Here is a 22,414-nt window from a genome sequence, read left to right on the forward strand (position 1 = left end):
GAATCCCCGTCTCCCCGTGAGGCGGGGTTTCGTGCATCCGGGGTGAGCGCAGGGGCGACTCAGGTGGGGCGTTCAGGCGCTGGTAGTTCTCCGGTCACCTCCTGTTCGCTTGGCGTGACCACATTTAAAGGGTGCTGAACCCTGTATCGCGCCCGCTCGCCCTTCTCGCCGGATCCGGCCTCGTTCTCGCCGGACTGATCGCGGTGCCGGGCGCCGCGATGGCCGCCGAGACCGCCGACGCCGCCGCCTCACCGCAGGTGCGCATCACCGAGTGGGCGTACAACGGCTCGGAGTTCGTGGAGTTCACGAACCTGGATGCCGCATCCGTCGATCTGGCCGGCTGGTCGTTCTCCGACAGCGGCGCGAAGCCCGGCGACGTCGACCTGAGCGCCGCGGGCGTCGTGACGCCGGGGGAGTCGTTCATCCTGAGCCAGGCCTCCGCCGCCGACTTCCGCGCCGAGTGGGGCGTGCCCGAGACGGTGCCCGTGATCGGCGGCAACACGGTGAACCTCGGCCGCGCCGACGCCATCAACCTCTACGACGCGGCGGACACGCTCGTCGACACCCTGAGCTACGACGACCAGGCCGGCGCCGGCCCGCGCACCGACACCGCGAGCGCCTGGCCCTCGACCGAGGCGGTCATCGGCACGAACGACGCCGCGGGCTGGACCAAGTCGACCGCCGGTGACGCCGAGGGCAGCTGGACGTCGGAGAGCGGCATCATCGGCTCGCCCGGCGTGAGCCGCTTCGGCTCCGCCTTCGACTGGCTGCGCCTGAACGAGATCCAGACCGACGAGAACCCCGACTGGGTCGAGCTGATCAACACCAGCACGCAGCCGCTGGATGCCGCGGGCGCCGTGCTCACCGGCCGCCAGAACGGCGTCACCCTCACCGTGCCGGACGGCACCGTGGTCGCGCCCGGCGGCGTGGTGGTGGCCCAGTCGTCGACCTTCAAGCTCAAGAAGAGTGACCAGCTCACCCTGTCGGCCCCGGGCGGCACGAAGGTGCTCGACTCCTACGAGTGGGGCGACCTGCACCTCGACACCTACGGCCGCCTGCCCAACGGCACCGGTGAGTTCGTGCAGCAGGCGGCACCCTCCAAGGGCGAACTGAACCCCGACGTGGGCCCCGTCGACCCGGGCGAGGGCGACGACGCCTGGAAATCCGTCAAGCTCAACGAGGTCACCTCGGCGAACGACGACCCCACCCACGACGCTTACGAGCTCGTGAACACCGGCGACACGGATGTCGACGTGTCCGCTTGGAAGCAGGCCGACAGCACGAGCAACCCGGCCGCGCTCGCCGCCCCGAACGGCACCGTCGTGCCGGCCCACGGCTACCTCGTGCTGCTGTCGAACCAGGGCCTGAGCTCGGGCGGCGACTCGGTGAAGGTGTACCTCGCCGACGGCTCCACCATCGTCGACTCGGTCGGCTGGGGCGCGAACGACGCCCAGCCGGGTTCGTGGTCGCGCTGCGGCGACGCGACCGGTGCCTGGGCGCACACGGCCGCCTCCAGCTGGGGCGTCTCGAACGGCGAGGCCTGCGCCGGCCAGATCATCCCGCCGAGCAACCCCGACAACGGCGGCGGCGTGCCCTGCCAGACCGAGGGCGCCTCGGGCAGCGGCCCGGCCATCGCCGGCGGCATCGCCTGGCCGGGCAGCCAGGACTGGAAGGTCTCCGACAACGAGTGCCAGTTCGTCTCGTCGCTCTCGGGCCAGGACGTGTCGGGGCTCGACATCGACCCGAGCGCCCCCGGCGTGCTGTGGGCCGTGAAGAACAAGAGCCACCTCTACCGTCTCGTGAAGAGCGGCGACCTCTGGGTGCCCGACACCACGAACGGCTGGGCCGGCGGCAAGGACATCGTGTTCCCGAGCGGTGGCGGCCAGCCCGACTCCGAGGGCATCACCGTGGGCCCCGACGGGTTCCTCTACATCACCACCGAGCGCGACAACACTGCGAGCGGAGTGCCACTGGAGAGCGTGCTCCGGTACGACCCGAACGCCACCGGCGCCATCCTGCAGCCCACCACGCAGTGGGTGCTCACGGCCGACCTCGCCGACGCGATCAGCACCACGGGCAGCGCCGACTCGAACCTCGGCTTTGAGGGCATCACCTGGGTTCCGGACTCGTACCTCACCGCGAACGGCTTCGTCGACCAGAGCACCGGCGCCGCCTACGACCCGGCCGACTACGCCGGTCACGGCACGGGCCTGTTCTTCGCCGCGCTGGAGAAGAACGGTCACCTGTACGCCTACGCGCTGAACGACGACGGCTCCTTCCACCGCGTGGGTTCGATCGCCACCGGGCTGCCGATGATCCAGGAGACGCAGTGGGACCCGGATGCGCAGCGCATCTGGGCGGTCGCCGACAACTCCTCCGCCGGCTCCACGACGCTGCTGAAGATCGGCACCGACGGCGCCTTCGCCGTCGACCGCGTCTACAACCGGCCCACCGGCCTGCCCGACTACAACCTCGAGGGTTTCGCGATCGCACCGAACTCCACCTGCGAGAACGGGGTGAAAGAGGTCATCCGGGCCGACGACGGCAACAACGGCGGGCACTCGCTCTGGTCGGGCACCATCGCCTGCGACCTGCAGCTCGGACCGCAGGGCCCGAACCCGCCCGCCGAGACCACGCCGACCGTCACGGCCACGCCGTCGACGGTGCAGGCCGGCGGCACCACCACCATCCGGGGCACGGGGCTCGCCGCGGGCACCCAGTACCTGGTGGTACTGCACTCCGACCCGGTGACGCTCGGCTCCGCCGTGGCGGGCACCGACGGCACGCTGACGCTCGCGGGGGTCACCATCCCGGCGGATGCCGCAGCGGGCGCGCACACGATCACCCTGAGCACGGCGGCCGACCCGGGCACCGCGATCGCGAGCACCGCGTTCACGGTGACGGCGGCACCGGTGGCCGTGCCGACACCCGGCCCGACGCCCACGCCCGGCCCCTCGCCGGCGTCACCCACGGGGAACGGCTCGACGCCGGCCGGCCTCGCCTCCACGGGTGCCGAGCCGCTGCCGTGGGTGGCGGTCGGAACCCTCGGGCTGCTGCTCGGCGCCGGCCTCGTGCTGCTGCGCCGACGAGCAGCTCGGGCGTAAGCGCGACCCGGCGGCAGCCGGGCATCCGTCGCCCCCTCAAGCACTCGAGCGGAGGGCGACGGGTGCCGGATGCCGCTCAGCGCCCCTTGGTGGTTCGCTCGCCCTCGACCGTGGCCTTGCCGCCCGAGACGAGTGAGAGCGGGCTCGTGATGGTCTCGAGGGACTTGCGCTCGGAGTTGACGCCGAAGATGAAGGCGATGATGCCGCCGAGGATCATGATGACGCCGGCACCGATGTACCCGATGGTGATGGGGCCGCGGTCGGCGCCGTCGCCGATCAGGATGCCGAACAGCAGCGGGGCCACCGAACCGCAGATCTGCGCGATCGAGAAGAAGTACGAGATCACCTGCGAGCGGATCTCGAGCGGGAACAGCTCGCTCACCGTCAGGTAGGCCGAGGACGCGCCGGCGCTGGCGAAGAAGAACGCGACGCACCAGAAGATGGTCTGCGTGGTGGCGTTCAGCACATCGGCCTGGAAGAGGAACGCCGAGACCGTGAGCACGATGCCCGACACCCCGTAGGTGAGCAGGATCATCTTGCGGCGGCCCCAGGTGTCGAACAGGGGGCCGAGCACCAGCGGGCCGATGAGGTTGCCGATGGCGAACGGGAAGAAGAAGTACTGCACCGCGTCGTTGGCGACGCCGTAGAAGTTCTGCAGCGCCAGCGCGTAGGTGAAGAAGATGGCGTTGTAGAGGAACGACTGCGTGATCATCATCGTGAGGCCCACGAGCGTGCGGTTCGGGTAGTCGCGCACGAGCACCGAGGCGATGCGCCGGAACGGCACCCGTGCGATGGGTGTCACCTCCACCGCCTGGCTGTCGGGAACCGGATCGAGCTTCTTGCCGGTGGATTTCTCGACCCGGGCCTCGATGTCGTCGACGGTCTTCTCGGCGATCTCCTCCTTGCCGTGCGTCATCTGCCAGCGGGGGCTCTCAGGGATGTGGCGGCGCATGTAGATCATCACCAGGCCCACCACCGGGCCGATGAAGAACGCGAGCCGCCAGCCGATGTTCTCGCCGAAGTTGTCGGGGTTCAAGAAGAAGAGGTTGGCCACCGAGCCGAGCGCCGCCCCGCCCCAGTAGGTGCCGTTGATGGCGATGTCGACGCGGCCCCGGTAGTGGCTCGGGATGAGTTCGTCGATGGCGGAGTTGATGGCCGCGTACTCACCGCCGATGCCAAGGCCGGCGATGAAGCGCATCGCGAACAGGAACTCCATGTTCGGCGACAGGCCGGCCAGCGCGGAGCCGACGAGGTAGATGCCGAGGGTGATGATGAAGAGCTTCTTGCGGCCCCACTTGTCGGCGAGCCGGCCGAACACCAGGGCGCCCACCACCTGGCCGACGAGGTAGATGGTGCCGGCGAGGCCCACCTGCGCCGAGTCCATGCCGAGCGACTTCTGGAAACCGTTCGAGGCGATGATCTGGATCTCGAGGCCGTCGAGGATCCAGGAGACGCCGAGACCGAAGAGGATCATCCAATGGAACCGCGTCCACGGGAGCCGATCCAGCCGGGCCGGAACCAGGCTCCGAACCGACTTCTTCTCCCCGGTCGTCTCAGACATCGTTACCTCCCGCAGCTCGAACAGCGAAGTCGAACGTACGCCCGGTTCGGGAAATCGGCACGTGCCGATTCGGGGATCTTTTGAGGGCGACCGCATGCAGCCCCTCGCCTTGCACACCCGTGCCGTGAGAACATATCGTCAGCCGCTCGCGTCGAGCGAAACCAGGGGAACAAGCGGGCGGGGGCCTGTTCGAATGACAACCGCAGCTCGTCATCAGCGCTCACGTCTGGCGGCCGGAGCCGTCGCGACCTTCGTGGCAGTCTCCATCGTGGTGCTCGCGCCCGTCGCCCAGGGTATGGCCGTCGGGGCAGAACCTCGGTCGTCGACGGCCGAGTCCGTTCCGCAGCCAGCCGCAGCGGCCTGGGCACCGAGCGAGCACGACGTCGAGGTTGTGAGCCCGTACTACTTCCACTCCACCTCGGGTTCGCTCGACGGCCAGCCCGGGCTTCGAGCCGACACCCAGTCCGTGCGGTTGGTACTGCCTCCGGATGCGGCCCAGCAGGGCCTCGAAACGGTCGACTACCGCCTCCAGCCCGCGCCGCCCGAGGTCGCAACATCGGGCACCGTGCCGGTCGACGCGGCCACCGGGTCATTCACCGTTCCGGTAGCCGGCACCCTGACCGGGGCCAGCCTCACCCTCACGATCTCCGCCCGCGGTCCCGCGCCTGTCGGCGCTCCGACTCCACCGCCAGGGGCGGGAGTCGGCGTGGGCGAGGCGTTCACCGCCTCCGGGGCGTTCACGGTCTACACGGGCGGACCGCCGTCGGCCGAGTCCTTCACCCTGTCGATGCGATCGTTCACCGGGTCGGAGATCACGCGGTTCGCCACCGGACAGGCGGCGCTGGCTGCCGGGCCCGGTGACACGGTGGTCGTCACCGTTCCGAGCGACCTCACGACGGTCTCCGGTCTGCAGGCCGGCGTCCGTCCCGACCCCGGCGTCGATGGCTCGGGTTCCGGAGCGGCGGTCAGTCGCACCGGCGACCCGGCAGTCGCCGTGGTGACGGTGCCGTTGAACTACTACGACGCGAACGCGCCTGGCGCAGCCGCGTTGACGCTCGGCGGCTCTGTCGGCACCCAGCGGGTGGAATACGTGGTTCCGGTGGTGATGGGCAACGAGCCTCCGGCCACCACGGTCGAGATCGTACCCGACGGAACGGATTCGCCGACCGGCACCGTCGAGATCGTCGCCAGCCCTGTCGCCGCAGAGAACTACCGCGTCATCATCGGGCCCCGAAGCGGCGCGTCGGTGAGCGACAAGCGCTACTCGGTCTCGGCGGGCGGCTCGCTGTCCATCCCGTTCAGCGGTGTCGCCTACCCGAATCGACTGACCGTGTACGAGGTCGAGTCGACCGACGGGGACACCGAGACCTCCACGATGGTGGGGGAGTATCCGCCGCCCGGCCCTGCTGCGGCGAAGACCGTGCTCGACGCCAAGCGTCCGGAGCGCAGCATGCTCTATCTCGACAACCGGAACCAGTTCGGTGAGAACCGCTTCACCGGGGAGACACTCTCCCGGGTGTTCGACGTCACGGTCGACGGAACGCACACCGCCTACACGCTGAAGGGCGGAGCCACTCTCCGTGTCCCGCTGACGCAGGTCGCGGGAGGCTCGACCATCGTGGTCTCCGTCGCGGGTGTCACGATCCTCGATCAGGTGGTCCCGCCGTCGTCCATCCCGACTCCGGCGGCCCGGATCTCCGGGAGCGATCGCTACGAGGTGGCCGTGAACGTTTCGAAGCAGTCCCACCCGGACGGTGCGGACACCGTCTTCCTCGTCAGCGGCGAGAACTTCTCCGACGCCCTCTCCGCGGGCCCGCTCGCCACCCATTCGAACGCGCCACTCCTGCTGACCACCAAGACATCACTCCCCGGCGAGGTGCGCGACGAGCTCGCCCGTCTGGCGCCCACCTCGATCGTGGTGGTGGGGGGCCCGAACTCGGTCGCGAACGCCGTGATCACCGACCTCGAGCGCGACTACTCCGTGCGCCGAATCACCGGCGCCGACCGCTTCGCCCTGTCGCGAGCGGTGGCCACCGAATGGGCCGGTGATTCGCCGGCGACCGTGTACGTCGCAACCGGGTCGACCTTCCCCGATGCCCTTAGCGCAGGTGCCGCGGCGGGAGCGCAGGATGCTCCGGTGCTGCTGGTGAACGGCACGAGCACCGGACTGGACGACCCAACCGAGGCGCTCCTGCGATCGATCGCACCCGAGAGCATCTCGATCGCGGGTGGCCCGGTATCGGTGTCCCTCGCCATCGAGTCGGACTTGGCGTTCATCGCCCCGACCACACGCTTCGGCGGAGCCGACCGCTTCGCCGCCTCGGTCGCGATCAACGCCAGCGCCTTCGTGAGGAGTTCGCAGGCCTTTCTCGTGACCGGCTCGAACTATCCGGATGCACTGTCGGGTGGGGCATGGGCCGGGGCGCTCGAAGCTCCCCTCTACCTCTCGCAGAAGGACTGCGTGCCGCCGGCCGTCCTCGACCAGATGCGTCAGCAGGGAGTCAGTCGGGTGACCCTGATCGGCGGGCCGGCGTCGCTGAGCGCGGAGGTCGCGAACCTCAAGCCCTGTTGACCCGCTGCCGCTACTTGAGCAGGCGGGAGAGCACTCGGTCGGCCAGCGGCTTGCCACCGGTCTGGCAGGTGGGGCAGTACTGCAGGCTCGAGTCGGCGTAGGTGACCTGGCGGATGGTGTCGCCGCACACCGGGCAGGCCTGGCCGGTGCGGCCGTGCACGGCCAGGCCCGACTTCTTCTCGGCCTTCAGTTCCGAGGCCGCCAGGCCCTCCGCCCGCCGCACCGCGTCGCGCAGGGTCGATTGCAACGCGGTGTAGAGGGTGGCGACCTCGCCGTCGGTCATGGCCGCCGGCTTGAACGGCGACATCCGGGCGGTGTGCAGGATCTCGTCGGAATAGGCGTTGCCGATGCCCGCGATGGTGGCCTGGTTGCGCAGGACGCCCTTGATCTGGGCGCGGCCCGCGCGGCTCAGGATGCCCGTGAAGACCTCGAGCGTGAAGGCGTCGTCGAGGGGGTCGGGGCCCAGGCGCGCGATGCCAGGCACCTCGGCCGGGTCGCGCACGACGTACACGGCGAGGCTCTTCTTGGTGCCCGCCTCGGTGAGGTCGAAGCCGGTGCCGTCGTCGAGCACGAGCCGGGCCGCGAGCGCTCCCCGGCCGGGTTTGCCGCTCGGCGGCGGTGGCGGGCCGTCGCGCCAGCGCAGCCAGCCGGCGCGGGCGAGGTGGGTGACGAGGTGGAGCCGCGTGCCGTCGTCGGCCGCCAGCGTGAGGTCGAGGAACTTGCCGTGCCGCTCGACACGTTCGACGGTGGTACCGGAGAGCGCCGTGACGGGCGGGTCGAAGGTCTTCAGGGCCGCGAACGACACCAGCTCGACGTGATCGACACGTCGCCCCGCCAGCCGGCCGTTCAGGTCGACCGCGAGGGCATGGACTTCGGGCAGCTCCGGCACGCCATCAGTCTCCACCCGGCCGCCGACAACGGCGAGGGCATCCTTGAGCCCCCGGTCGGGTCAGGGGATGACGCGCAGCGTGTTCTCGGGGTCGAGCTTCTGCAGCAACCGCGCCATGATGGCGTCGAGCTGCCCCACCTCCTCGTCGGAGAGCAGGTCGATCACGTGCGACCGCACCGTTTCCACGTGACCGGGAGCCGCCTCGACGACCTTCTGCCAGCCCGCCTCGGTGAGGTGCGCGTTGGTGGCCCGCCGGTCGCCCGGGCACGGCGCGCGCTCGATGAAGCCGCGGCCCTCGAGTCGCGACGCCACGTGCGAGAGGCGGGGGAGCGTGGAGTTCGTGGTGGCCGCGAGAGCCGTCATCCGCAGCACGTGGTCGGGTGCTTCGCTGAGTTTGGCGAGCACGATGTACTCGAAGTGGGTGAGCGAGGCGTCGTGCTGCAGCTGCTGGTCGAGCACCGAGGGCAGCAGTTCGACCACCGCCTCCAACCGGATCCAGGCCCGCAGTTGCCGAGCGGTCAGCCAGCGTGCCTCATCCATGCTCTCAGTGTAAGTCGGTTGTCGGAACAACGAAGTCGGTCGAGAGCGACACCAGCCGCCATTGCCGCACACGCCCCGGACGCGTGGTGTCGCAGGTCGACAGGAGCGGCTCCGAGAGCTCCTCGGCCAGCTCCACGGCGATGCGCCCGGCCTCGCCGCCGTCGAGGTGGACGTGCCAGCGAGCGCTCTCGCCGTCGGCCCCGTTCCACTGCTCGTCGAGCGGGGAATAGGCGGCCAGGCGGTCGTCGCCCAGGGCCTCCCGCGCGAAGTGCTGCGCGGCCTGCACCGGATGCGTGAGCGAGCTCCGCCCACGGTAGAACTCCTCCACCACCCGGCCGTCGAGGTAGGCCGAGGCCACCCGCGCGGCATCGCCGTCGTCGACCCGCCCGTAATAGAGGCCGTGCGGGAAGAGCACCATCGTTCCGGCGAAGCGGTCGCCGCCGAGGTGCGAGCACTCCCAGGTCTCCTCGGGAAAGGCTTCGGCCAGGGCGGTGGCGGCCTGGCGCCCGCGAACCGCGCAGCAGCGGTCGTGGCGGGCGTGGGCGCACACCGCGAACAGGGGCCGGTCGGAGGCCGTGCCGGTCGATCCGTCGAGCGGCACCCGCAGCAGCTCCTCGGGCGTCGACACCGCACCCCACCGCACGGTCTCGTGCCCGGGCCGGGAGTCGACGAAGGCCCAGCGCCAGCTCGACTGCTCACCGACGCGCTCCGGATGGCGGCCCGTTCGCCGGATGGCGAGCGCACGCAGCCCGCCGCTCTCGATGCGCGTCACCAGCGCCCGCCCCAGCTCGGGATCGAACGGCGGGTCGAGCAGGGCCCGCGTGCCCCACCCGCTCGTCACCTCGATCAGGAACCACTGCAGCCCGCGCGACCCCGTGGCGAACAGCGGGTCGGCGCGCTCGCGCGACCGGTCGCTGCAGGGGGCCCACCCCGTGGCCGGCAGAGCGGTTGCCGTCACGCCGGAACCAGGATGCCCTCGCGCAGCAGGCGCCGCGCGACGACCACCGCGCTGGCGACGTCGAGGCCCGGCAGCTCAGCGAGCGACACCTCACCGCCCTGGTGCAACCGGTGCACGGCGGCCTCGGCCTCGGCCGGAAGCGACACGGTCTTCTGAGCGGTGCGGATGCGCACGGTCTCGCCATCGGTCGAGAGATCGACGGCGGCGTGCAGCGAGCCGCGCCAGCGCACGCGCGAACCCGCGTCGAGGGCCGAGATGAACTCGACGGTCGCCAACGGCGACACCGGCTCGGGGCGGGTGGCGGCGGCGAAGCGCGAGGCGAGGCTCTTCGAGACGGTGACGGCCGCATCCGGGGCGGATGACGCATCCGGAGTCGTCGCAACGGCTTCAGCACTCGCCATGTCGGCGAACGCCGATTGAAGGGCCGTCAGCGTCTCGTCGACGACGGAGCGCAGGGCCTCCGGGTCGGAGAAGTCGAGCCCGGCCGGCAGCGACGACCGCAGCGCAGCCACGTCGCCGAGCGATGCGATGAGCGCCTGCACCACGTCGGCGCGGGTGTACGCGGCGACGCCGATGGTGAGGTGCACGCTGGTGCCGCCGAGGGCTTCGGCCGAGTGGATCCAGCCTCGGGGCAGGTAGAGCGCGTCGCCCGGCCGGAACACAGCATCGATCACCGGTTCGTGCGTGGCGGCCTCGGCGACCGCGGCACGATGGTCGCCCCAGGGCTGGTCGCGAAGCGGGTCGGGGTGCACGGGGGAGTGGATGCGCCAGTGCTTCTCGCCGGCGATCTGCAGCACGAACACGTCGTGCACGTCGTAGTGCGGATCGAAGCCGCGCGACGAGGCCGGCGTGATGTAGGCGTTCACCTGGATCGGATGCCCGAGGTCGTCGACCAGGTGCCGGGTGAAGTCGATCAGCGGCGGCCAGGTGCGGTGCAGCCCCTGCAGCACGATCGTGGCACCGGCGGCGAACTCGGCGAGCACCTTCTCGGAGCTCACCTGGTCGCCCACTTCGGCGCCGAACCCGCCCGGGGCGGTGTACGTCGACGGAGCCAGCACGGAGCCCTCGTGGGCCATGCGAATGAACGGGGTGCGCAGTCCGCGCTCGCTCACGAGCTCGTCGACCGCGGCCTCGGTGATCAGGTCGCCGAACGCCTCGGGCAGGGTCTCCGAGCGAGACAGCAAGGGCTTCCGCCCCCAGAACTCACGGTCGAACTCCTCAGGAGCGACCGAGATGCAGCGGGAGAGCGCGGGCCGGGCGACCGACCCGCGCTCGAACTCGATCGTCACGCCGAGCCGTCTGCCCCGCCGTCGTGGCCACCGGGGTTGGCGCCGCCGTCAGCGGTGCCCTCGCCCTCGTCGGCCGAGCCGTCGGCCCCGCCGTCGTGACCGTCGGCGTTCGCGCCGCCGTCTGCGGTGCCCTCGCCCTCGTCGGCCGAGCCGTCGGCCCCGCCGTCGTGCCCGCCCGGGTTGGCCCCGCCGTCAGCGGTGCCCTCTCCGCCTGCAGCTGCGTCGGTCGTGATGTCGTCGTCGTCGATTGCCATCTGAATCTCCTCTCACCGGCGGCATGATGCCGTCGTTCGAAGCGTACGCCCGGCCCCCGACGGCGCGCATCCGTCGTTCGTCGCATTCCCACTAGACCACGTTGTCCCAGTCGCCCCTCACACCCACGCCCCCCGCCGCCGAGCCGTCGCAAGTCGCCCTCTGGGGCCGCTGGCAGGGCGGTTTGCGACGGCTCGGTGACGTCGCGGGTAGACGCCTTACGGGCAGACTCGTGCTCGGCGGCCCTCGAAGCCCACGACGTCGCCGAGCTGGAGCTGCCTGCCACGGCGCCGGTCGACCTCGCCGTTCACGGTCACGAAGCCGTCGATGATGGCCTCCTTGCCTGTTCCGCCGCTGTCAAGCAGACCGGCGAACTTCACGAACTGCCCGAGCCTGATGCTGTCCCCGCCGATCGACACGTCGTCGGTTTCGGCCGGTTTCGTCATGCCGAAAGGCTAGCCGACCGAGCCCGGCGGTTCGCCGCTTCGCGCCCGACCTCGGTACGGTGAATACCCGTGGACGCACACTGGCTCACCGCCCCTCCGGCCGAGGTCGCCGCAGCGATGGCGACCCAGCGCCGCACCGCCCGGCCACCGTGGCTGCCCACCTGGCGCCGCATGCTCGTGCACGTCACCTGGAGCCTGCTGCTCTGGTACTGCTTCATCGCGTTCATGGCCATCGGCATCCGGGTCGACGGCTACGGCGACAACGACACCGGCCCAGACGACTGGCGCGACCTCGCGATCGCCGTGCTCGTGCTGCTGCTCGGGATGGCCGGAGCCCTGCTGCTCCAGCGCTGGTCGAGGCGCCCGCCTTCTCCCCGCGCCCGGCTCGCCGAGTGGCGCCAGACCCTCACCGCGCTGGCGAACGGCTTCGAGCCGCAGCCTCGCTCGGGCTCGCCGCTGCCGACTCTCATCGCGCAGCCGGCTGGGCGCGCATCCGCCTACCCGCGTTTCACGGCGCTCGGCGGCGCGGGGGTCGAGTTCGGCAACCTCGTCTTCCGCACCGGACTTCACGGAAAACCCGTGACGCGCGGCTACCTCGCGGTCAAGCTGCCCTCGGCGCTGCCGCACCTCTACCTCGACTCGTTGGCGAACGGCCGCTCGCCCGGCGACCTGCCCACGAGCGTCGACCGGCAGCAGCGCCTCTCGCTCGAGGGCGACTTCGACCGCCACTTCGCCGCCTACGCGCCGACCACCTACGGCACCGATGCGCTCTACGCGCTGACCCCGGATGTGATGGCCGCCCTCATCGACGACGCCTCGGCCTTCGACGTCGAGATCATCGACGACCGGGTGATCTTCTCCACGCCGTCGGCGGCCGACTACTCGGATGCCGCCACGTGGGCGCGCATCGAGACGATCCTGAGCGGTGTCGCCCTCCGCATCGCCAAGCGCGCGGCCGCCTACCGGGACGATCGCGTGCCCCGCCAGTACACCCGCCCGGCCCGCATCATCGGCCCCGACGGCCGCCGTCTGAGCAACGCCTACCGCAGCCGCGGACTCTGGCCACTGCTCGGGAGGGTGGGCTGGGTGTTCACACTGGTGCTGCTCTATGCGGTGCCGGGCATCTTCGCCTTCGCGGGCTTCATGTCGATCATCGACGACAAGTGACTTGCGAGCACGCCTGACCGCAGTCGTTGCCGGATGCGCGGCCCTGAAGGCTGAAGCGCTATCGCCCAGCTGCGAGCACGATCAGACCCGCGAGGGCGATCGGCAGGGCCGCGAACACCAGCACCCGCACCGGCACTCCAGGCCGAGGCCGACCCTTGGCGCCACCGGTGCCGATCTGGTAGCCGGCCACGACAATCAGGGGTCCGCCCACGAGCCCGAAGAACGTCGCGGCCGACGGGGCCTCACCCACCTCGGCGAGGGTCGCCAGCAACCCGAGAGCGCCGATCGTAGCGAGCACGAACCCCAGTGGACGCGCGATCGACAGCCACCACGGGCGCACCTCTGAATTGCTCACCTGATTCGCTCCCTCGTCGTGCTCATTCAAGCCGAGGGATCGCCTGGCCGCCAGGCGACGGCGGTGCGTCGGTGTCGCGTGCCCGACGGATGCGCGTCGCCCGTGTGACCTACGGTGGTCTGAGCGGCGTCCGGGAGGAACACGATGACCAGCACCACGCGCGACCCCCAGCTCGGCGAGGCCGACCTCGGGCGTCGAGCCGCGCTCCGGCGGATGAAGACGATCGCGACATCCCTTCTGGTGATCTCGGCGATCGTGTTCGCGGTCGCTTTCGCCCTGCAAGACCAGTACCCGTGGCTCGGGTACGTGCGGGCCGCGGCCGAAGGCGCCATGGTGGGTGCCCTCGCCGACTGGTTCGCCGTGACCGCGCTGTTCCGGCATCCGCTCGGGCTGCGCATCCCGCACACCGCGATCATCCCGAACCGCAAAGACGAGATCGGAGTGAGCCTCGGCGAGTTCGTCGAGGAGAACTTCCTCTCCGACGAGGTGGTGCGCAGCAAGCTCGCCACCTTCAGCGTGGCCGACCGGCTGGGGGAGTGGCTCGCCGATCCGGTGAATGCGGAGCGGGCGAGCGCCGAGGGAGCCGTGATGGCGCAGGGGCTGCTGCGCTTCCTCAGCGACGGCGACGTGGAGAGCCTGATCGAGAGGCTGGCCCGCAAGCACCTCTTCGACCAGGACTGGGCGCCCACGCTCGGCCGCGTCGGGTCGGAGCTCGTGGCCGCCGACCAGCAGCGCGCGATCGTGGACGCTCTCGTGGATGCCGCGGAGACCTGGCTCGTCGCGCATCCGGATGCGCTCGGTACGGTCGTGTCCACCCGGATGCCCCGCTGGGTTCCCGGGTTCGTCGGTGGCCTCGCCGACGACCGCGCCCACCGGGAGCTCGTCGGCCTGTTGCAGGCCGTGCGAGACGACCCCGAGCATCCGCTTCGGCTGGCGATCGACGGCTACCTCGTCGATCTCACCGACCGGCTGCAGCACGATCCCGAGATGGCCGGCCGGGTGGAGCAGGTCAAGACCGAGTTCCTCGAGAGCCCCCGGCTGCGCTCGTTCGCCGGCCAGCTGTGGAACGCGGTGAAGGCGAGCCTCGCGGAGTCGCTCGCCGACCCGAGGAGCGAGCTGCGGTCGGCGGCGGCATCCGCTCTGGTGGATGTGGGCGTGCGGCTCTCGAACGACCGCACGCTCTCGGCGAAGATCGACGCGTGGATCGCCGACGCGGCGGGGTATGCGGTGCAGAAGTACCGCCACGACCTCGCCTCGGTGATCAGCGACACGGTGCAGCGGTGGGATGCCCGCGAGACCACGCAGAAGATCGAACTGCAGGTGGGCCGCGACCTGCAGTTCATCCGCATCAACGGCACGGTGGTGGGGGCGCTCGCCGGGGTCGGCATCTACGCGATCGCGACGGGCCTGCACGCGCTGCTCGCCTGATCGGTCGGTGTGGCGCCGACTCGGCGAGGCACCGGCCTCATGCCGCCGGGCGGCTGAAGAGGTTCACGAGGTTGCCGTCGGGATCCCGGAAGAGAACCGACCGGTTTCCCCACGGCATGGTGGTCGGCTGGAGCACGACGTCATCGAGACGACCCTGCAGGCGGGCGAACTCCGCGTCGACGTCGGCGACGAGGAACTCGATGATGACCGAGTCGTTGCTTCCCGGCTTCGGTGCGGCGTCGCCCAGCATGGCGACCGTGGCGGTGCTCGCGATCGCCAGGGTGCCCGACGCTGTTCGGAACTCGGCGAACACCGGTGCGGGGCGTGACGCGGACGTGCCGGTCACCGCCTCGTAGAAGCCGGCGAGCCGGTCGACGTCGTGCGTGATGATGCGGATCGATGCGAGTTCCATGGTCTTCCTCTCAGCCGCGCCATCCGGCCCGACGACGCCATTCTCGGCATACCCGGCGACACCGTCGTGTCGGTGTTTCCCGGCAGCCCCTGAACTCCGTCGTGTCGGTGTTCAGGGCCGATCTCCGCTCGGACCGACTTCTCGCAGCCGCCCGTCGACGATGCCGAGATCCTCCGCGTGGAGCGGTCGCCGCGGTGGCCGCTCGGCCTGCGGCTCCGCCTGGGCGATGCGGTCTCCGCGGAACGCTCGGAGGCCGTCGCGAAGGCGGCACCATGCGATCAGGTACCAGTCGTCACCCTTGCCCACGAATCCCATGGGCTCGACGTCTCGCACGGTCGCGGCTCCCTCTCGGTCGATGTAGGAGAGGCGGAGGACGTGCCCGGTGCGCAGTGCGCGGGCGAGGCTCGGCGGCGCGACATCCGGGGCTTCGCCGCTCAGCAGGTGGATGCGGGTCGCGAGCTCTGCGGTCTGCTGCAGGCTGCGATCCTCCGTGACGGCGATGACCTTGCGCAGGGCCGAGTCGGCGGCATCGCGGAACGGGCTCGTGCCCAATGTGCCCAAGGCGACCATCACGGCCAGGGCCTCGTCGACCGTGAACCCGAGGGGTGCCAGAGTGTGCGCCGTGTCGAGGCAGTACCCGCCGGTGCGGCCGGGCTCCGCCCAGATGGGCACGCCGCTCTGCTGCAACGCCGACAGATCCCGTTCGATCGTTCGCGAGCTCACCCCGAACCTCTCGGCGAGCCAGCGAGCGCTCCGGGGGCGGGGTGCCACGGCCCGCAGCTCCTCCACGAGGGCGTAGAGCCTGTCGGTGCGGGTCACTCCGCGGTGGCCGGAGCGGCGTCGGAGTAGAAGGCGGTCGCGCGCTCGACGCTCTCGACCGGGCAGGTGATGGAGAGGCTCATGGCGCCATGCTGGCGAACCGCCCCGACGGCGTCAAGGCTCACAGGTCTCAGCGCGCGTGATCCCGGCGGTGTGGACTGAGCGGCGTTTTTCAGGCTCGGCTCCTAGGGTTCTTCCATGAGTTCGACAACTGTGGCGGGAAAGGTGAGGCCGACGACGGGCTTCTTGAGTTGGAGCGCCTTGCTCGTGGGCGTGTTCGCGGTGGCGCAATTCGTGCTGAGCTACCCGTTGCTCGCCTGGGTCTGGCCGGGTGCACCGCTGGCGATCGCGATTCTCACGACGCTCGCCTACGCGGTTCCGGTGGTGGGAGTCGTGGTCGGGCATCTCGCCCGGCGTCGCGAGGGCGCCACGGCGATGTCGAGCATCGGACTCGTGCTGTCGTATCTGACCCTCGCGGGGGTGGTCGTGCCGCTCCTCATCGGTCTGGTGACTCTGCTGATCACGTCGTGACGAGCGCGCACGGCCGCGGCACCGACCTCCACCAGACTGGGTAGGTGACCCGCTCCTCCTACCCCGTCGTCGACGTGCTGCGCACCAGGCACACCGGCTACCTGCTCGTCACCTCGCTGCTCGGTCGCCTGCCCGGCGCCATGGCCGCTCTCGCGATCGTGCAGCTCGTGCGCTCGACGAGCGGCGACTTCGCCTTCGCCGGGCTCATCACCGCGGTCTACGTGGTCGCCGGCGCGGTGGGCCAGCCGCTTCTCGGACGACTGATCGACCGCTTCGGACAGGTGACCGTTCTCACCGTCAGCGGCATCCTGAGCTTTCTCGCGTTCACCGGAATGGCCCTGACGCTCGAACCGCTGCCCGGCCTGGCGGTGGCGCTCGCCGCGGCCGCCGGAGTGTTCACGCCGCCGCTCGAGCCGGCCCTTCGGGCGTTGTGGCCGCGACTCGTCACTCCGGGCCCGCAGCTGAAGGCGGCCTTCAGCCTGGATGCGGGCGCCCAGGAGATCATCTTCATCCTCGGCCCGCTGCTCACCGTGGCCGGCATCGCGGCGTTCGGCCCCGTCGGCAACCTGCTCTTCGCGGGAGCGCTCGGTCTGGTCGGCGCGCTCGCCTTCGTCATCAACCCCGCCCCACGAGCTGCCCCGATTCACCGGCGTACGGATGTCGCGGCCCACCCCGGCCGACGCTCGCCCATCCTCATCCCGGCTGTCGCGCGGGTCGCGGCGTTCACGTTCGGCATCGGCGTGCCTGTGGGTGCGCTGACGATCGTCGCGACCGCCTCGGAGGCGGCGCGCTCGAGCGAGGGGCTCGCCGGGTGGATGCTTGCCGTGAACGCGGTCGGCGCCCTCATCGGCGCGACGATCGTCGGCGTCCGGCCCCTCGGCTCCACCCCGGCGCGGCTCCTCGCCCTGTGCGGGGTGCTTCTCGCTATCGGCTATCTGCCGCTCGCCGCGACCGCGCTCCCCACGTGGGCGTACCTCGTCGTCGCCGGCGTCTCGGGGGTGATGCTCCCGCCGACCCTGGGCCAGGTGTTCGAACGGATCTCGCAGCTCAGCCCCGCCGCCGCCCTCACCGAGGCGAACGGCTGGGTCGTCAGTGCCATGACGCTCGGGGTCGGAGCGGGCACCCTCGTGGCGGGGGCGGTCGTGGGTGGTGCCGGTACGTCTGTGGTGATGGGGATCGTGCTCGGTGCATCCGCTCTCACTGCGCTGCTGTCGCTGATCGCGCTGCCCCGCCGCGCCACTGTGGCCCCGACGGATGCCTCCGCCCGAACCCTCGAGCGGTGAGCCCTCAGCCCATCAGGAGCAGGGTGTAGACCTTCGCGATGCGGCCGTCGCGGATGAAGCACGTGTCCACGCCACGAACGACGGGCGGTTGGCCCTCGGGGCCGAAGTTCCACGCCAGGTACCCCATGTCGTGATTGACGTACACGGGACCGCCGGGCGAGAACACGAAGCCGGGTGCGTCGTCGAGGAGCTTGCCGGCTTTGGTGTCGAGCGCGTCGTAGCCTTCGACGATCTCGTCGGGATCGAGGAACACCACGTCGTCGGTGTAGGTGCGTTCGATCGCTGCTCGCCGCAGTGCGGGGTCGCGCTGGCCGAACACCTCGAGGAGGTTGGCGTTCATCAGGTCTTCGGTGCTGTCGGTCATGGTCTCTCTTTCGTGAGGGTCGCGAGGTTCGTGAGGATCGGAGGTCGCTATGGGTGCGACGGGCGTCGGTCGGTCCAGTCGAAGATCAGCTTGCGTTCGGCGATGAGCCAGCTGCCGTCGATCTTGGTGAAGCTGTCGAGGTAGCGGATCGACATGGTCAGCAGCATCCGCTGATCGTTCTCCCGGAGCACGTGGTACGCCAGGCAGTAGGTCTCGCCCGTCGCGGAGGCCGGCCCGGTTCTTTCGATGGTCGACTGACCGTTGAGGTACGTCGTCGCGTCGTACTGTGCGATCAGCCCCGCGAAGGTCGACGTGAGGTCATCCCGGCCCGACACCGTCTGCACGGGTGCTGTGGCATTCGGGTCGCCTTCGTACAGCAGCACCGTTCCATCGGCGGTGAAGACGGCTGCCTGCTCCTTCGGCTGCCGCCGATCCGCGTGGTGGGCGTAGCGATCGATGACGTCGCGGATCTCCAGGCGCTCTGCGACCCAGTCGTCGGAGCTCATACGGCCCGCCTGTCGATGATGGTTCTGTTCACATCAGCAACCTCCCGCAGACCGCCGCGGCGACACAACCGTCAATTGACGTACGGCGTACGAACCCGCACTGGATACCGTTGAGCATGCCGTCTTCACCGTCGTCCGCAGCGCGGCTGTGCCGCGCATCGGGGCTGCACCGAGCCGATTCGACGACCGACGGATGGGTCGACGACATCGGCGAGCCCGTCACGGATGAGGACGTGCTCGCGCGCCTGCGCGGTCTCCGCCTACCGCCCGCGTGGCGAGACGTCTGGGCGTCGCCCGACGCCGAGGCGCGAGTGCAGGCCACCGGGATCGATGCTCGCGGCCGCACGCAGTACCGCTACTCGGCGACGGCCGAGAGCGAGGCCGCCGAGGACAAGTTCGCGCACCTGCTGCCTTTCGGGAGCACGCTCCCGCACCTCCGCACGCAGGTCGAGCGGCACCTCGAACACCTGCCGGACGACACGATCTCCCATCGGGTCAAGCGGGCGACGGCGGCGGCGGTTCGGCTGATCGATCGGGGGCTCTTCCGGGTGGGCACGAGTCGGTACGCCCGCGACAACCACACCTACGGTCTGACCACGCTCACCCGAGACCATGTGCGGGTGAGCGGCGCCGAGATCCAGTTCACGTTCATCGGCAAGGAGCACCGCCCGTGGCACCTGGCCATCGAGGACGAGCAGGTAGCGCGGGTCATGGCCGATCTACTGATCGGCGCCTCCGTCGACCAGCCGGTCTTCGCCGTCGCCTCGGCCGGCGGTGGTCATTACCTCGTCAACAGCGCCGCCGTGAACTCCTACATCCATGGCGCGACGACCGCGCCGGCCACGGCGAAGACCTTCAGAACCTGGGGCGGGACGGCCGCGGCCGCCGCGGTGAGCGGAGGTGCGACCTCCCCGACCCTGGTGGCCTCGAGGCGGCCGGATCTCATCGCCTACGACGCGGCCGCTCAGCTGCTGGGCAACACGCGTGCCGTGGCGCGGCGCTCGTATGTTCACCCTCACGCGATCGAAGCCGGGCGGGCGGCGGCCGTCGCCGAGGCGATCGAGGCGTCGATCCGGCAGAACGGCACCAGCGACGTGAGGGTGCTGCTCCGAGACGATGCCGTCGTGACCGCGGTGGCCGACGAGCTCACTCGGCTGACGCGGCAGCAGGGCTGACACCCCTGGTCTCCCGAGCGCGCGACGAACCCGTGCCCGGGAATGTTCGACGCCTGTCGAGCGTTCTGGTTCGCGATAGGTGAAACATCACCGAAAGGAATCGTTGCCATGAGCACCACCACCGACTTCGCCGTCTCCGACAACCGCGCGGCGATCAGAGAGAACGCCCGGCCGCTGGGCAGGATCGCCATCCTGACCGCCGACCGCGTGGAGGACGTCGAGTTCTTCTACCCCTACTACCGCTTCACCGAGGCCGGCTACGACGTCGACGTGCTGGCGCCCGACGGTATCGAGGTCACCGGCTACAAGGGGCTGGCGCTCCGCACGGGCGTGCAGCCGATCATCGGGGCCCGGGCTGCCGACTACGACGCCCTCTTCATTCCCGGCGGGCTTGCGCCGTCGGAGCTCAGGGAGCTTCCCGAGGCGCTCGCCTTCGTCTCCGACTTCGCCGCCACCGGCCGTCTCGTCGGTGCCGTGTGCCACGGCCCTCAGGTGCTCATCTCCGCGGGGCTCGCGAACGGGCGCCGGATGACCTCGTGGAAGGACGTCGCCCCCGAGGTGCGTGCAGCGGGTGCCGAGTACGTCGACGAACCCGTCGTCGAAGACGGGCAGTTCATCACCGCCCGGAAGCCAGGAGACATGCCGCTCGAGCTGGCACGGTTCCTCGAGCGGCTCGCCGAGGAGAAGAACGAAGGCGCCTCGCATGAGTGAGCGCGTGACCACACCCTTCGGCGCGAAGGCGACGGCCGACGAGGTTCTCGACGGCCTCGACCTCGTCGGAAAGACGTTCGTGGTGACCGGCGGCGCGTCGGGGATCGGTCGGGAGACGACATCCGCTCTCGCCCGTCGCGGTGCCCGCGTGGTCGTCGGAGTGCGCAACCCGGAAGCTGCACAAGGCGCCTTCGCGTCGCTCGAGGGCGGTTCGGGCGGGAGCATCTCGCTGCGGCCGCTGGATCTGAGCGCGCCGGCGAGCATCGAGCGCTTCGTCGACGACTGGGCCGGAGGGCTCGACGGGCTCGTGGCGAACGCCGGCATCATGGCGCTGCCCACGAGGGAGGTCGACTCCCACGGCTGGGAGCTGCAGCTGGCCACCAACTACCTCGGGCACTTCGCTCTCGCGGTAGGGCTGCACGCGGCGCTCGCCTCGGCCGGAGGGAGGGTGGTGGCTCTGAGCTCGACCGCCCATCTGCGAGCGGCGGTCGACTTCGACGACCCGCACTACGTCGACCGCCCGTACGACCGGTGGAACGCCTACTCGCAGTCGAAGACAGCCGACGTGCTGCTGGCGGCCGGTATCGCCTCCCGGTGGAAGACGGATGGCGTCACCGCCAACGCCGTGATGCCCGGCTGGATCACGACGAACCTCCAGCGCCATCTCGACGATGACACCCTCCGGGCCATGGGTGCGATGGACGAGAACGGGAATCGGATCGAGCAGGCGTTCTTCAAGACGCCCGCACAGGGTGCCGCGACATCCGTTCTGCTGGCCGCGTCGCCGCTCGTGGCCGGCGTCTCGGGCGCCTACTTCGAGGACAACCAGGAGGCGGAGGTGGTCGAATCGGGCGACGGCCACTCGACCGGTGTCGCGCGCTACGCCCTCGACCCCGAGAATGCGGATCGGTTGTGGGAGATGGCGGGCCGGGCGCTCGAGTAGCGCCCGGCCGCCGGGCTCAGCGGAACGCGTCGGCGAGGGAGGCGTTCGCCAGCCAGAGCGCGTGCTTGGCCGACTCGGTGCCGTGCAACGAGTTGACCATCACGAAGTCGTGCGTGATGCCGCCGAAGCGCACATTCGCCGTCGGCACCCCGGCTTCGCGCAGCCGTGCGGCGAACGCCTCGCCCTCGTCGCGGAGCACGTCGGCCTCGCCCGTGATGATGAGGGTGTCGGGCAGGCCGGCGAGCTCGTCGAGGCTCGCCCGGAGGGGTGAGGCCGTGCTCTCGGCGCGCTGGGCCTCGTCGAGGGTGTACTGATCCCAGAACCAGCGCATGCCCTCGCGGCCGAGGAAGTAGCCCACCTCGAACTCGTCGTACGACTCCGTGTCGAAGGCGGCGTTCGTCACCGGATAGAAGAGCACCATCTTCGAGATCGCCACGTCTCCGCGCTGTTTCGCGAGGAGGGCGACGGCGATGGCCATGTTGCCGCCGACGGAGTCGCCCGACACGGCGATCCGGCTCGCATCCAGGCCCCTGCTCGCGCCATCGGTGACGACCCACTGCGCTGCGGCGTACGACTGCTCGATGGCGACCGGGTACTTCGCCTCGGGTGAGCGGTCGTACTCCGGAAAGACGACGGCCGCGTTCGAGCCGATCGCGAGATCGCGCACGAGGCGGTCGTGAGTGTGGGCGTCGCCGAACACCCAGCCGGCACCGTGGATGTACAGGATGACCGGCAGATCGCCCTGGGCGTCGAGCGGCTTGACGATCCGCAGCCTCACCGTTCCGGTCGGCCCTCCGGCGATGTCGATCCACTCGTCCTGCACCTCAGGCTTCTCGATGGGTGAATCCTGCACGGAGTCGACGGCCTTGCGCCCCTGCTCGGGCGTGAGCTGGTAGAGGAACGGGGGAGCGGATGTCGCGTCGGCGAACTCCTGCGCCGCAGGTTCGAGTGCGATGTTCTTCGGATTTCCGGCCATGATGCCTCCAATGACGAATGGGTTGTCTCGACCAATCTGCAGGGGCCGGTGTTCGGCGTCATCCGTGACCTGACGTACCTTCTCGTCCTCTCGGCGTCACCTGTCGACTTCCGTCGGTCTTCCGCCTAGAATG

At 70.3% G+C, this 22,414-nt stretch carries 23 protein-coding genes; 9 read left to right on the plus strand and 14 right to left on the minus strand.

Annotation, left to right across the window (positions count from 1 at the left end):
- Window positions 1-131: 131 nt before the first annotated feature.
- Window positions 132-3,104 (plus strand): lamin tail domain-containing protein, encoded by a 2,973-nt coding sequence (locus ACEXOR_RS03980; protein ID WP_374848094.1) that lies wholly within the window; start codon window positions 132-134, stop codon window positions 3,102-3,104.
- A 76-nt stretch (window positions 3,105-3,180) separates the two neighbouring features.
- Here ACEXOR_RS03980 and ACEXOR_RS03985 read toward each other — a convergent pair whose 3' ends face one another.
- A complete protein-coding gene (locus ACEXOR_RS03985; RefSeq protein ID WP_374848095.1) occupies window positions 3,181-4,665 on the minus strand; it encodes an MFS transporter in 1,485 nt (494 codons plus the stop codon).
- Window positions 4,666-4,858: 193 nt separating this feature from the next.
- Here ACEXOR_RS03985 and ACEXOR_RS03990 point away from each other — a divergent pair, with 193 nt between their 5' ends.
- A complete protein-coding gene (locus ACEXOR_RS03990; RefSeq protein WP_374848096.1) occupies window positions 4,859-7,237 on the plus strand; it encodes a cell wall-binding repeat-containing protein in 2,379 nt (792 codons plus the stop codon).
- A 10-nt stretch (window positions 7,238-7,247) separates the two neighbouring features.
- On the opposite strand, the gene ACEXOR_RS03995 is transcribed toward ACEXOR_RS03990, so the two are convergent.
- From ACEXOR_RS03995 to ACEXOR_RS04020, 6 genes are all read right to left on the minus strand, one after another.
- On the minus strand, window positions 7,248-8,126 hold the full coding sequence (locus tag ACEXOR_RS03995) for an Fpg/Nei family DNA glycosylase (protein WP_374848097.1): 879 nt from the start codon (window positions 8,124-8,126) through the stop codon (window positions 7,248-7,250).
- A 60-nt stretch (window positions 8,127-8,186) separates the two neighbouring features.
- Window positions 8,187-8,666, minus strand: coding sequence for a MarR family winged helix-turn-helix transcriptional regulator (locus tag ACEXOR_RS04000; RefSeq protein WP_374848098.1), 480 nt, complete (start codon window positions 8,664-8,666; stop codon window positions 8,187-8,189).
- 4 nt (window positions 8,667-8,670) lie between these two features.
- Window positions 8,671-9,624: a ferredoxin family protein gene (locus ACEXOR_RS04005; RefSeq protein WP_374848099.1), complete on the minus strand. Its 954-nt coding sequence runs from the start codon at window positions 9,622-9,624 to the stop codon at window positions 8,671-8,673.
- On the minus strand, window positions 9,621-10,913 hold the full coding sequence (locus tag ACEXOR_RS04010; protein WP_374848100.1) for a cupin domain-containing protein: 1,293 nt from the start codon (window positions 10,911-10,913) through the stop codon (window positions 9,621-9,623). Before ACEXOR_RS04010 ends, ACEXOR_RS04005 begins: the two co-directional genes overlap by 4 nt.
- Complete coding sequence (locus tag ACEXOR_RS04015) at window positions 10,910-11,167, minus strand: BatC protein (protein ID WP_374848101.1); 258 nt, start codon at window positions 11,165-11,167, stop codon at window positions 10,910-10,912. Before ACEXOR_RS04015 ends, ACEXOR_RS04010 begins: the two co-directional genes overlap by 4 nt.
- A 216-nt stretch (window positions 11,168-11,383) precedes the next feature.
- Window positions 11,384-11,611: an RNA-binding S4 domain-containing protein gene (locus tag ACEXOR_RS04020; RefSeq protein ID WP_374848102.1), complete on the minus strand. Its 228-nt coding sequence runs from the start codon at window positions 11,609-11,611 to the stop codon at window positions 11,384-11,386.
- 69 nt (window positions 11,612-11,680) lie between these two features.
- On the opposite strand from ACEXOR_RS04020, the gene ACEXOR_RS04025 reads away from it, so the two are divergent.
- Entirely contained in the window at window positions 11,681-12,778 is a 1,098-nt protein-coding gene (locus ACEXOR_RS04025; protein WP_374848103.1) for a hypothetical protein, read from the plus strand.
- 58 nt (window positions 12,779-12,836) lie between these two features.
- Here the strand turns inward: ACEXOR_RS04025 and ACEXOR_RS04030 are convergent, their stop codons facing one another.
- Window positions 12,837-13,133: a hypothetical protein gene (locus tag ACEXOR_RS04030; protein WP_374848104.1), complete on the minus strand. Its 297-nt coding sequence runs from the start codon at window positions 13,131-13,133 to the stop codon at window positions 12,837-12,839.
- Window positions 13,134-13,277: 144 nt separating this feature from the next.
- On the opposite strand from ACEXOR_RS04030, the gene ACEXOR_RS04035 reads away from it, so the two are divergent.
- Entirely contained in the window at window positions 13,278-14,561 is a 1,284-nt protein-coding gene (locus ACEXOR_RS04035) for a DUF445 domain-containing protein (protein WP_374848105.1), read from the plus strand.
- Window positions 14,562-14,598: 37 nt separating this feature from the next.
- On the opposite strand, the gene ACEXOR_RS04040 is transcribed toward ACEXOR_RS04035, so the two are convergent.
- The 3 genes from ACEXOR_RS04040 to ACEXOR_RS04050 all read right to left on the minus strand — a co-directional run bounded on the left by ACEXOR_RS04040 (window position 14,599) and on the right by ACEXOR_RS04050 (window position 15,917).
- Window positions 14,599-14,973, minus strand: a complete 375-nt coding sequence (locus tag ACEXOR_RS04040; RefSeq protein WP_374848106.1) for a VOC family protein — start codon at window positions 14,971-14,973, stop codon at window positions 14,599-14,601.
- Window positions 14,974-15,084: 111 nt separating this feature from the next.
- Window positions 15,085-15,792: a helix-turn-helix transcriptional regulator gene (locus ACEXOR_RS04045; RefSeq protein ID WP_374848107.1), complete on the minus strand. Its 708-nt coding sequence runs from the start codon at window positions 15,790-15,792 to the stop codon at window positions 15,085-15,087.
- The gene (locus ACEXOR_RS04050; protein WP_374848108.1) at window positions 15,789-15,917 is read right to left on the minus strand and encodes a hypothetical protein; all 129 of its coding nucleotides are present in this window, start codon (window positions 15,915-15,917) and stop codon (window positions 15,789-15,791) included. The genes ACEXOR_RS04045 and ACEXOR_RS04050 overlap by 4 nt, the downstream gene beginning before the upstream one ends.
- A gap of 73 nt (window positions 15,918-15,990) precedes the next feature.
- Between ACEXOR_RS04050 and ACEXOR_RS04055 the strand changes: the two genes are divergently transcribed.
- Both ACEXOR_RS04055 and ACEXOR_RS04060 read left to right on the plus strand, forming a co-directional pair.
- Complete coding sequence (locus tag ACEXOR_RS04055) at window positions 15,991-16,323, plus strand: hypothetical protein (protein ID WP_374848109.1); 333 nt, start codon at window positions 15,991-15,993, stop codon at window positions 16,321-16,323.
- 44 nt (window positions 16,324-16,367) lie between these two features.
- Window positions 16,368-17,606, plus strand: a complete 1,239-nt coding sequence (locus ACEXOR_RS04060; RefSeq protein ID WP_374848110.1) for an MFS transporter — start codon at window positions 16,368-16,370, stop codon at window positions 17,604-17,606.
- Window positions 17,607-17,610: 4 nt separating this feature from the next.
- Here ACEXOR_RS04060 and ACEXOR_RS04065 read toward each other — a convergent pair whose 3' ends face one another.
- A complete protein-coding gene (locus ACEXOR_RS04065; RefSeq protein ID WP_374848111.1) occupies window positions 17,611-17,970 on the minus strand; it encodes a nuclear transport factor 2 family protein in 360 nt (119 codons plus the stop codon).
- Window positions 17,971-18,017: 47 nt separating this feature from the next.
- Window positions 18,018-18,476 carry a nuclear transport factor 2 family protein gene (locus tag ACEXOR_RS04070; protein WP_374848112.1) on the minus strand — a complete coding sequence of 153 codons (459 nt, stop codon included), beginning with the start codon at window positions 18,474-18,476 and terminating at the stop codon, window positions 18,018-18,020.
- 116 nt (window positions 18,477-18,592) lie between these two features.
- On the opposite strand from ACEXOR_RS04070, the gene ACEXOR_RS04075 reads away from it, so the two are divergent.
- The 3 genes from ACEXOR_RS04075 (at window position 18,593) to ACEXOR_RS04085 (ending at window position 21,305) form a co-directional block, all read left to right on the plus strand.
- Complete coding sequence (locus ACEXOR_RS04075; protein ID WP_374848113.1) at window positions 18,593-19,651, plus strand: DNA topoisomerase IB-related protein; 1,059 nt, start codon at window positions 18,593-18,595, stop codon at window positions 19,649-19,651.
- Window positions 19,652-19,759: 108 nt separating this feature from the next.
- On the plus strand, window positions 19,760-20,362 hold the full coding sequence (locus tag ACEXOR_RS04080; RefSeq protein ID WP_374848114.1) for a type 1 glutamine amidotransferase domain-containing protein: 603 nt from the start codon (window positions 19,760-19,762) through the stop codon (window positions 20,360-20,362).
- Entirely contained in the window at window positions 20,355-21,305 is a 951-nt protein-coding gene (locus ACEXOR_RS04085; protein WP_374848115.1) for an SDR family NAD(P)-dependent oxidoreductase, read from the plus strand. The genes ACEXOR_RS04080 and ACEXOR_RS04085 overlap by 8 nt, the downstream gene beginning before the upstream one ends.
- Before the next feature lie 16 nt (window positions 21,306-21,321).
- Here ACEXOR_RS04085 and ACEXOR_RS04090 read toward each other — a convergent pair whose 3' ends face one another.
- A complete protein-coding gene (locus ACEXOR_RS04090; protein WP_374848116.1) occupies window positions 21,322-22,281 on the minus strand; it encodes an alpha/beta hydrolase in 960 nt (319 codons plus the stop codon).
- Between the last annotated feature and the right edge of the window lie 133 nt (window positions 22,282-22,414).

This window comes from Herbiconiux liangxiaofengii (assembly GCF_041927335.1).
Lineage (GTDB): Bacteria > Actinomycetota > Actinomycetes > Actinomycetales > Microbacteriaceae > Herbiconiux > Herbiconiux liangxiaofengii.

Excerpts from the sequence above, each read along its gene's own strand:
- ACEXOR_RS03985 (WP_374848095.1), bottom strand. The coding sequence starts at position 4,665 with ATGTCTGAGACGACCGGGGAGAAGAAGTCGGTTCGGAGCCTGGTTCCG.
- ACEXOR_RS04065 (WP_374848111.1), bottom strand. The coding sequence starts at position 17,970 with ATGACCGACAGCACCGAAGACCTGATGAACGCCAACCTCCTCGAGGTG.
- ACEXOR_RS04085 (WP_374848115.1), top strand. The coding sequence starts at position 20,355 with ATGAGTGAGCGCGTGACCACACCCTTCGGCGCGAAGGCGACGGCCGAC.
- ACEXOR_RS04090 (WP_374848116.1), bottom strand. The coding sequence starts at position 22,281 with ATGGCCGGAAATCCGAAGAACATCGCACTCGAACCTGCGGCGCAGGAG.
- ACEXOR_RS04015 (WP_374848101.1), bottom strand. The coding sequence starts at position 11,167 with ATGGCAATCGACGACGACGACATCACGACCGACGCAGCTGCAGGCGGA.
- ACEXOR_RS04075 (WP_374848113.1), top strand. The coding sequence starts at position 18,593 with ATGCCGTCTTCACCGTCGTCCGCAGCGCGGCTGTGCCGCGCATCGGGG.
- ACEXOR_RS04035 (WP_374848105.1), top strand. The coding sequence starts at position 13,278 with ATGACCAGCACCACGCGCGACCCCCAGCTCGGCGAGGCCGACCTCGGG.
- ACEXOR_RS04000 (WP_374848098.1), bottom strand. The coding sequence starts at position 8,666 with ATGGATGAGGCACGCTGGCTGACCGCTCGGCAACTGCGGGCCTGGATC.
- ACEXOR_RS04080 (WP_374848114.1), top strand. The coding sequence starts at position 19,760 with ATGAGCACCACCACCGACTTCGCCGTCTCCGACAACCGCGCGGCGATC.
- ACEXOR_RS04020 (WP_374848102.1), bottom strand. The coding sequence starts at position 11,611 with ATGACGAAACCGGCCGAAACCGACGACGTGTCGATCGGCGGGGACAGC.
- ACEXOR_RS04055 (WP_374848109.1), top strand. The coding sequence starts at position 15,991 with ATGAGTTCGACAACTGTGGCGGGAAAGGTGAGGCCGACGACGGGCTTC.
- ACEXOR_RS04070 (WP_374848112.1), bottom strand. The coding sequence starts at position 18,476 with ATGAGCTCCGACGACTGGGTCGCAGAGCGCCTGGAGATCCGCGACGTC.
- ACEXOR_RS04040 (WP_374848106.1), bottom strand. The coding sequence starts at position 14,973 with ATGGAACTCGCATCGATCCGCATCATCACGCACGACGTCGACCGGCTC.
- ACEXOR_RS03990 (WP_374848096.1), top strand. The coding sequence starts at position 4,859 with ATGACAACCGCAGCTCGTCATCAGCGCTCACGTCTGGCGGCCGGAGCC.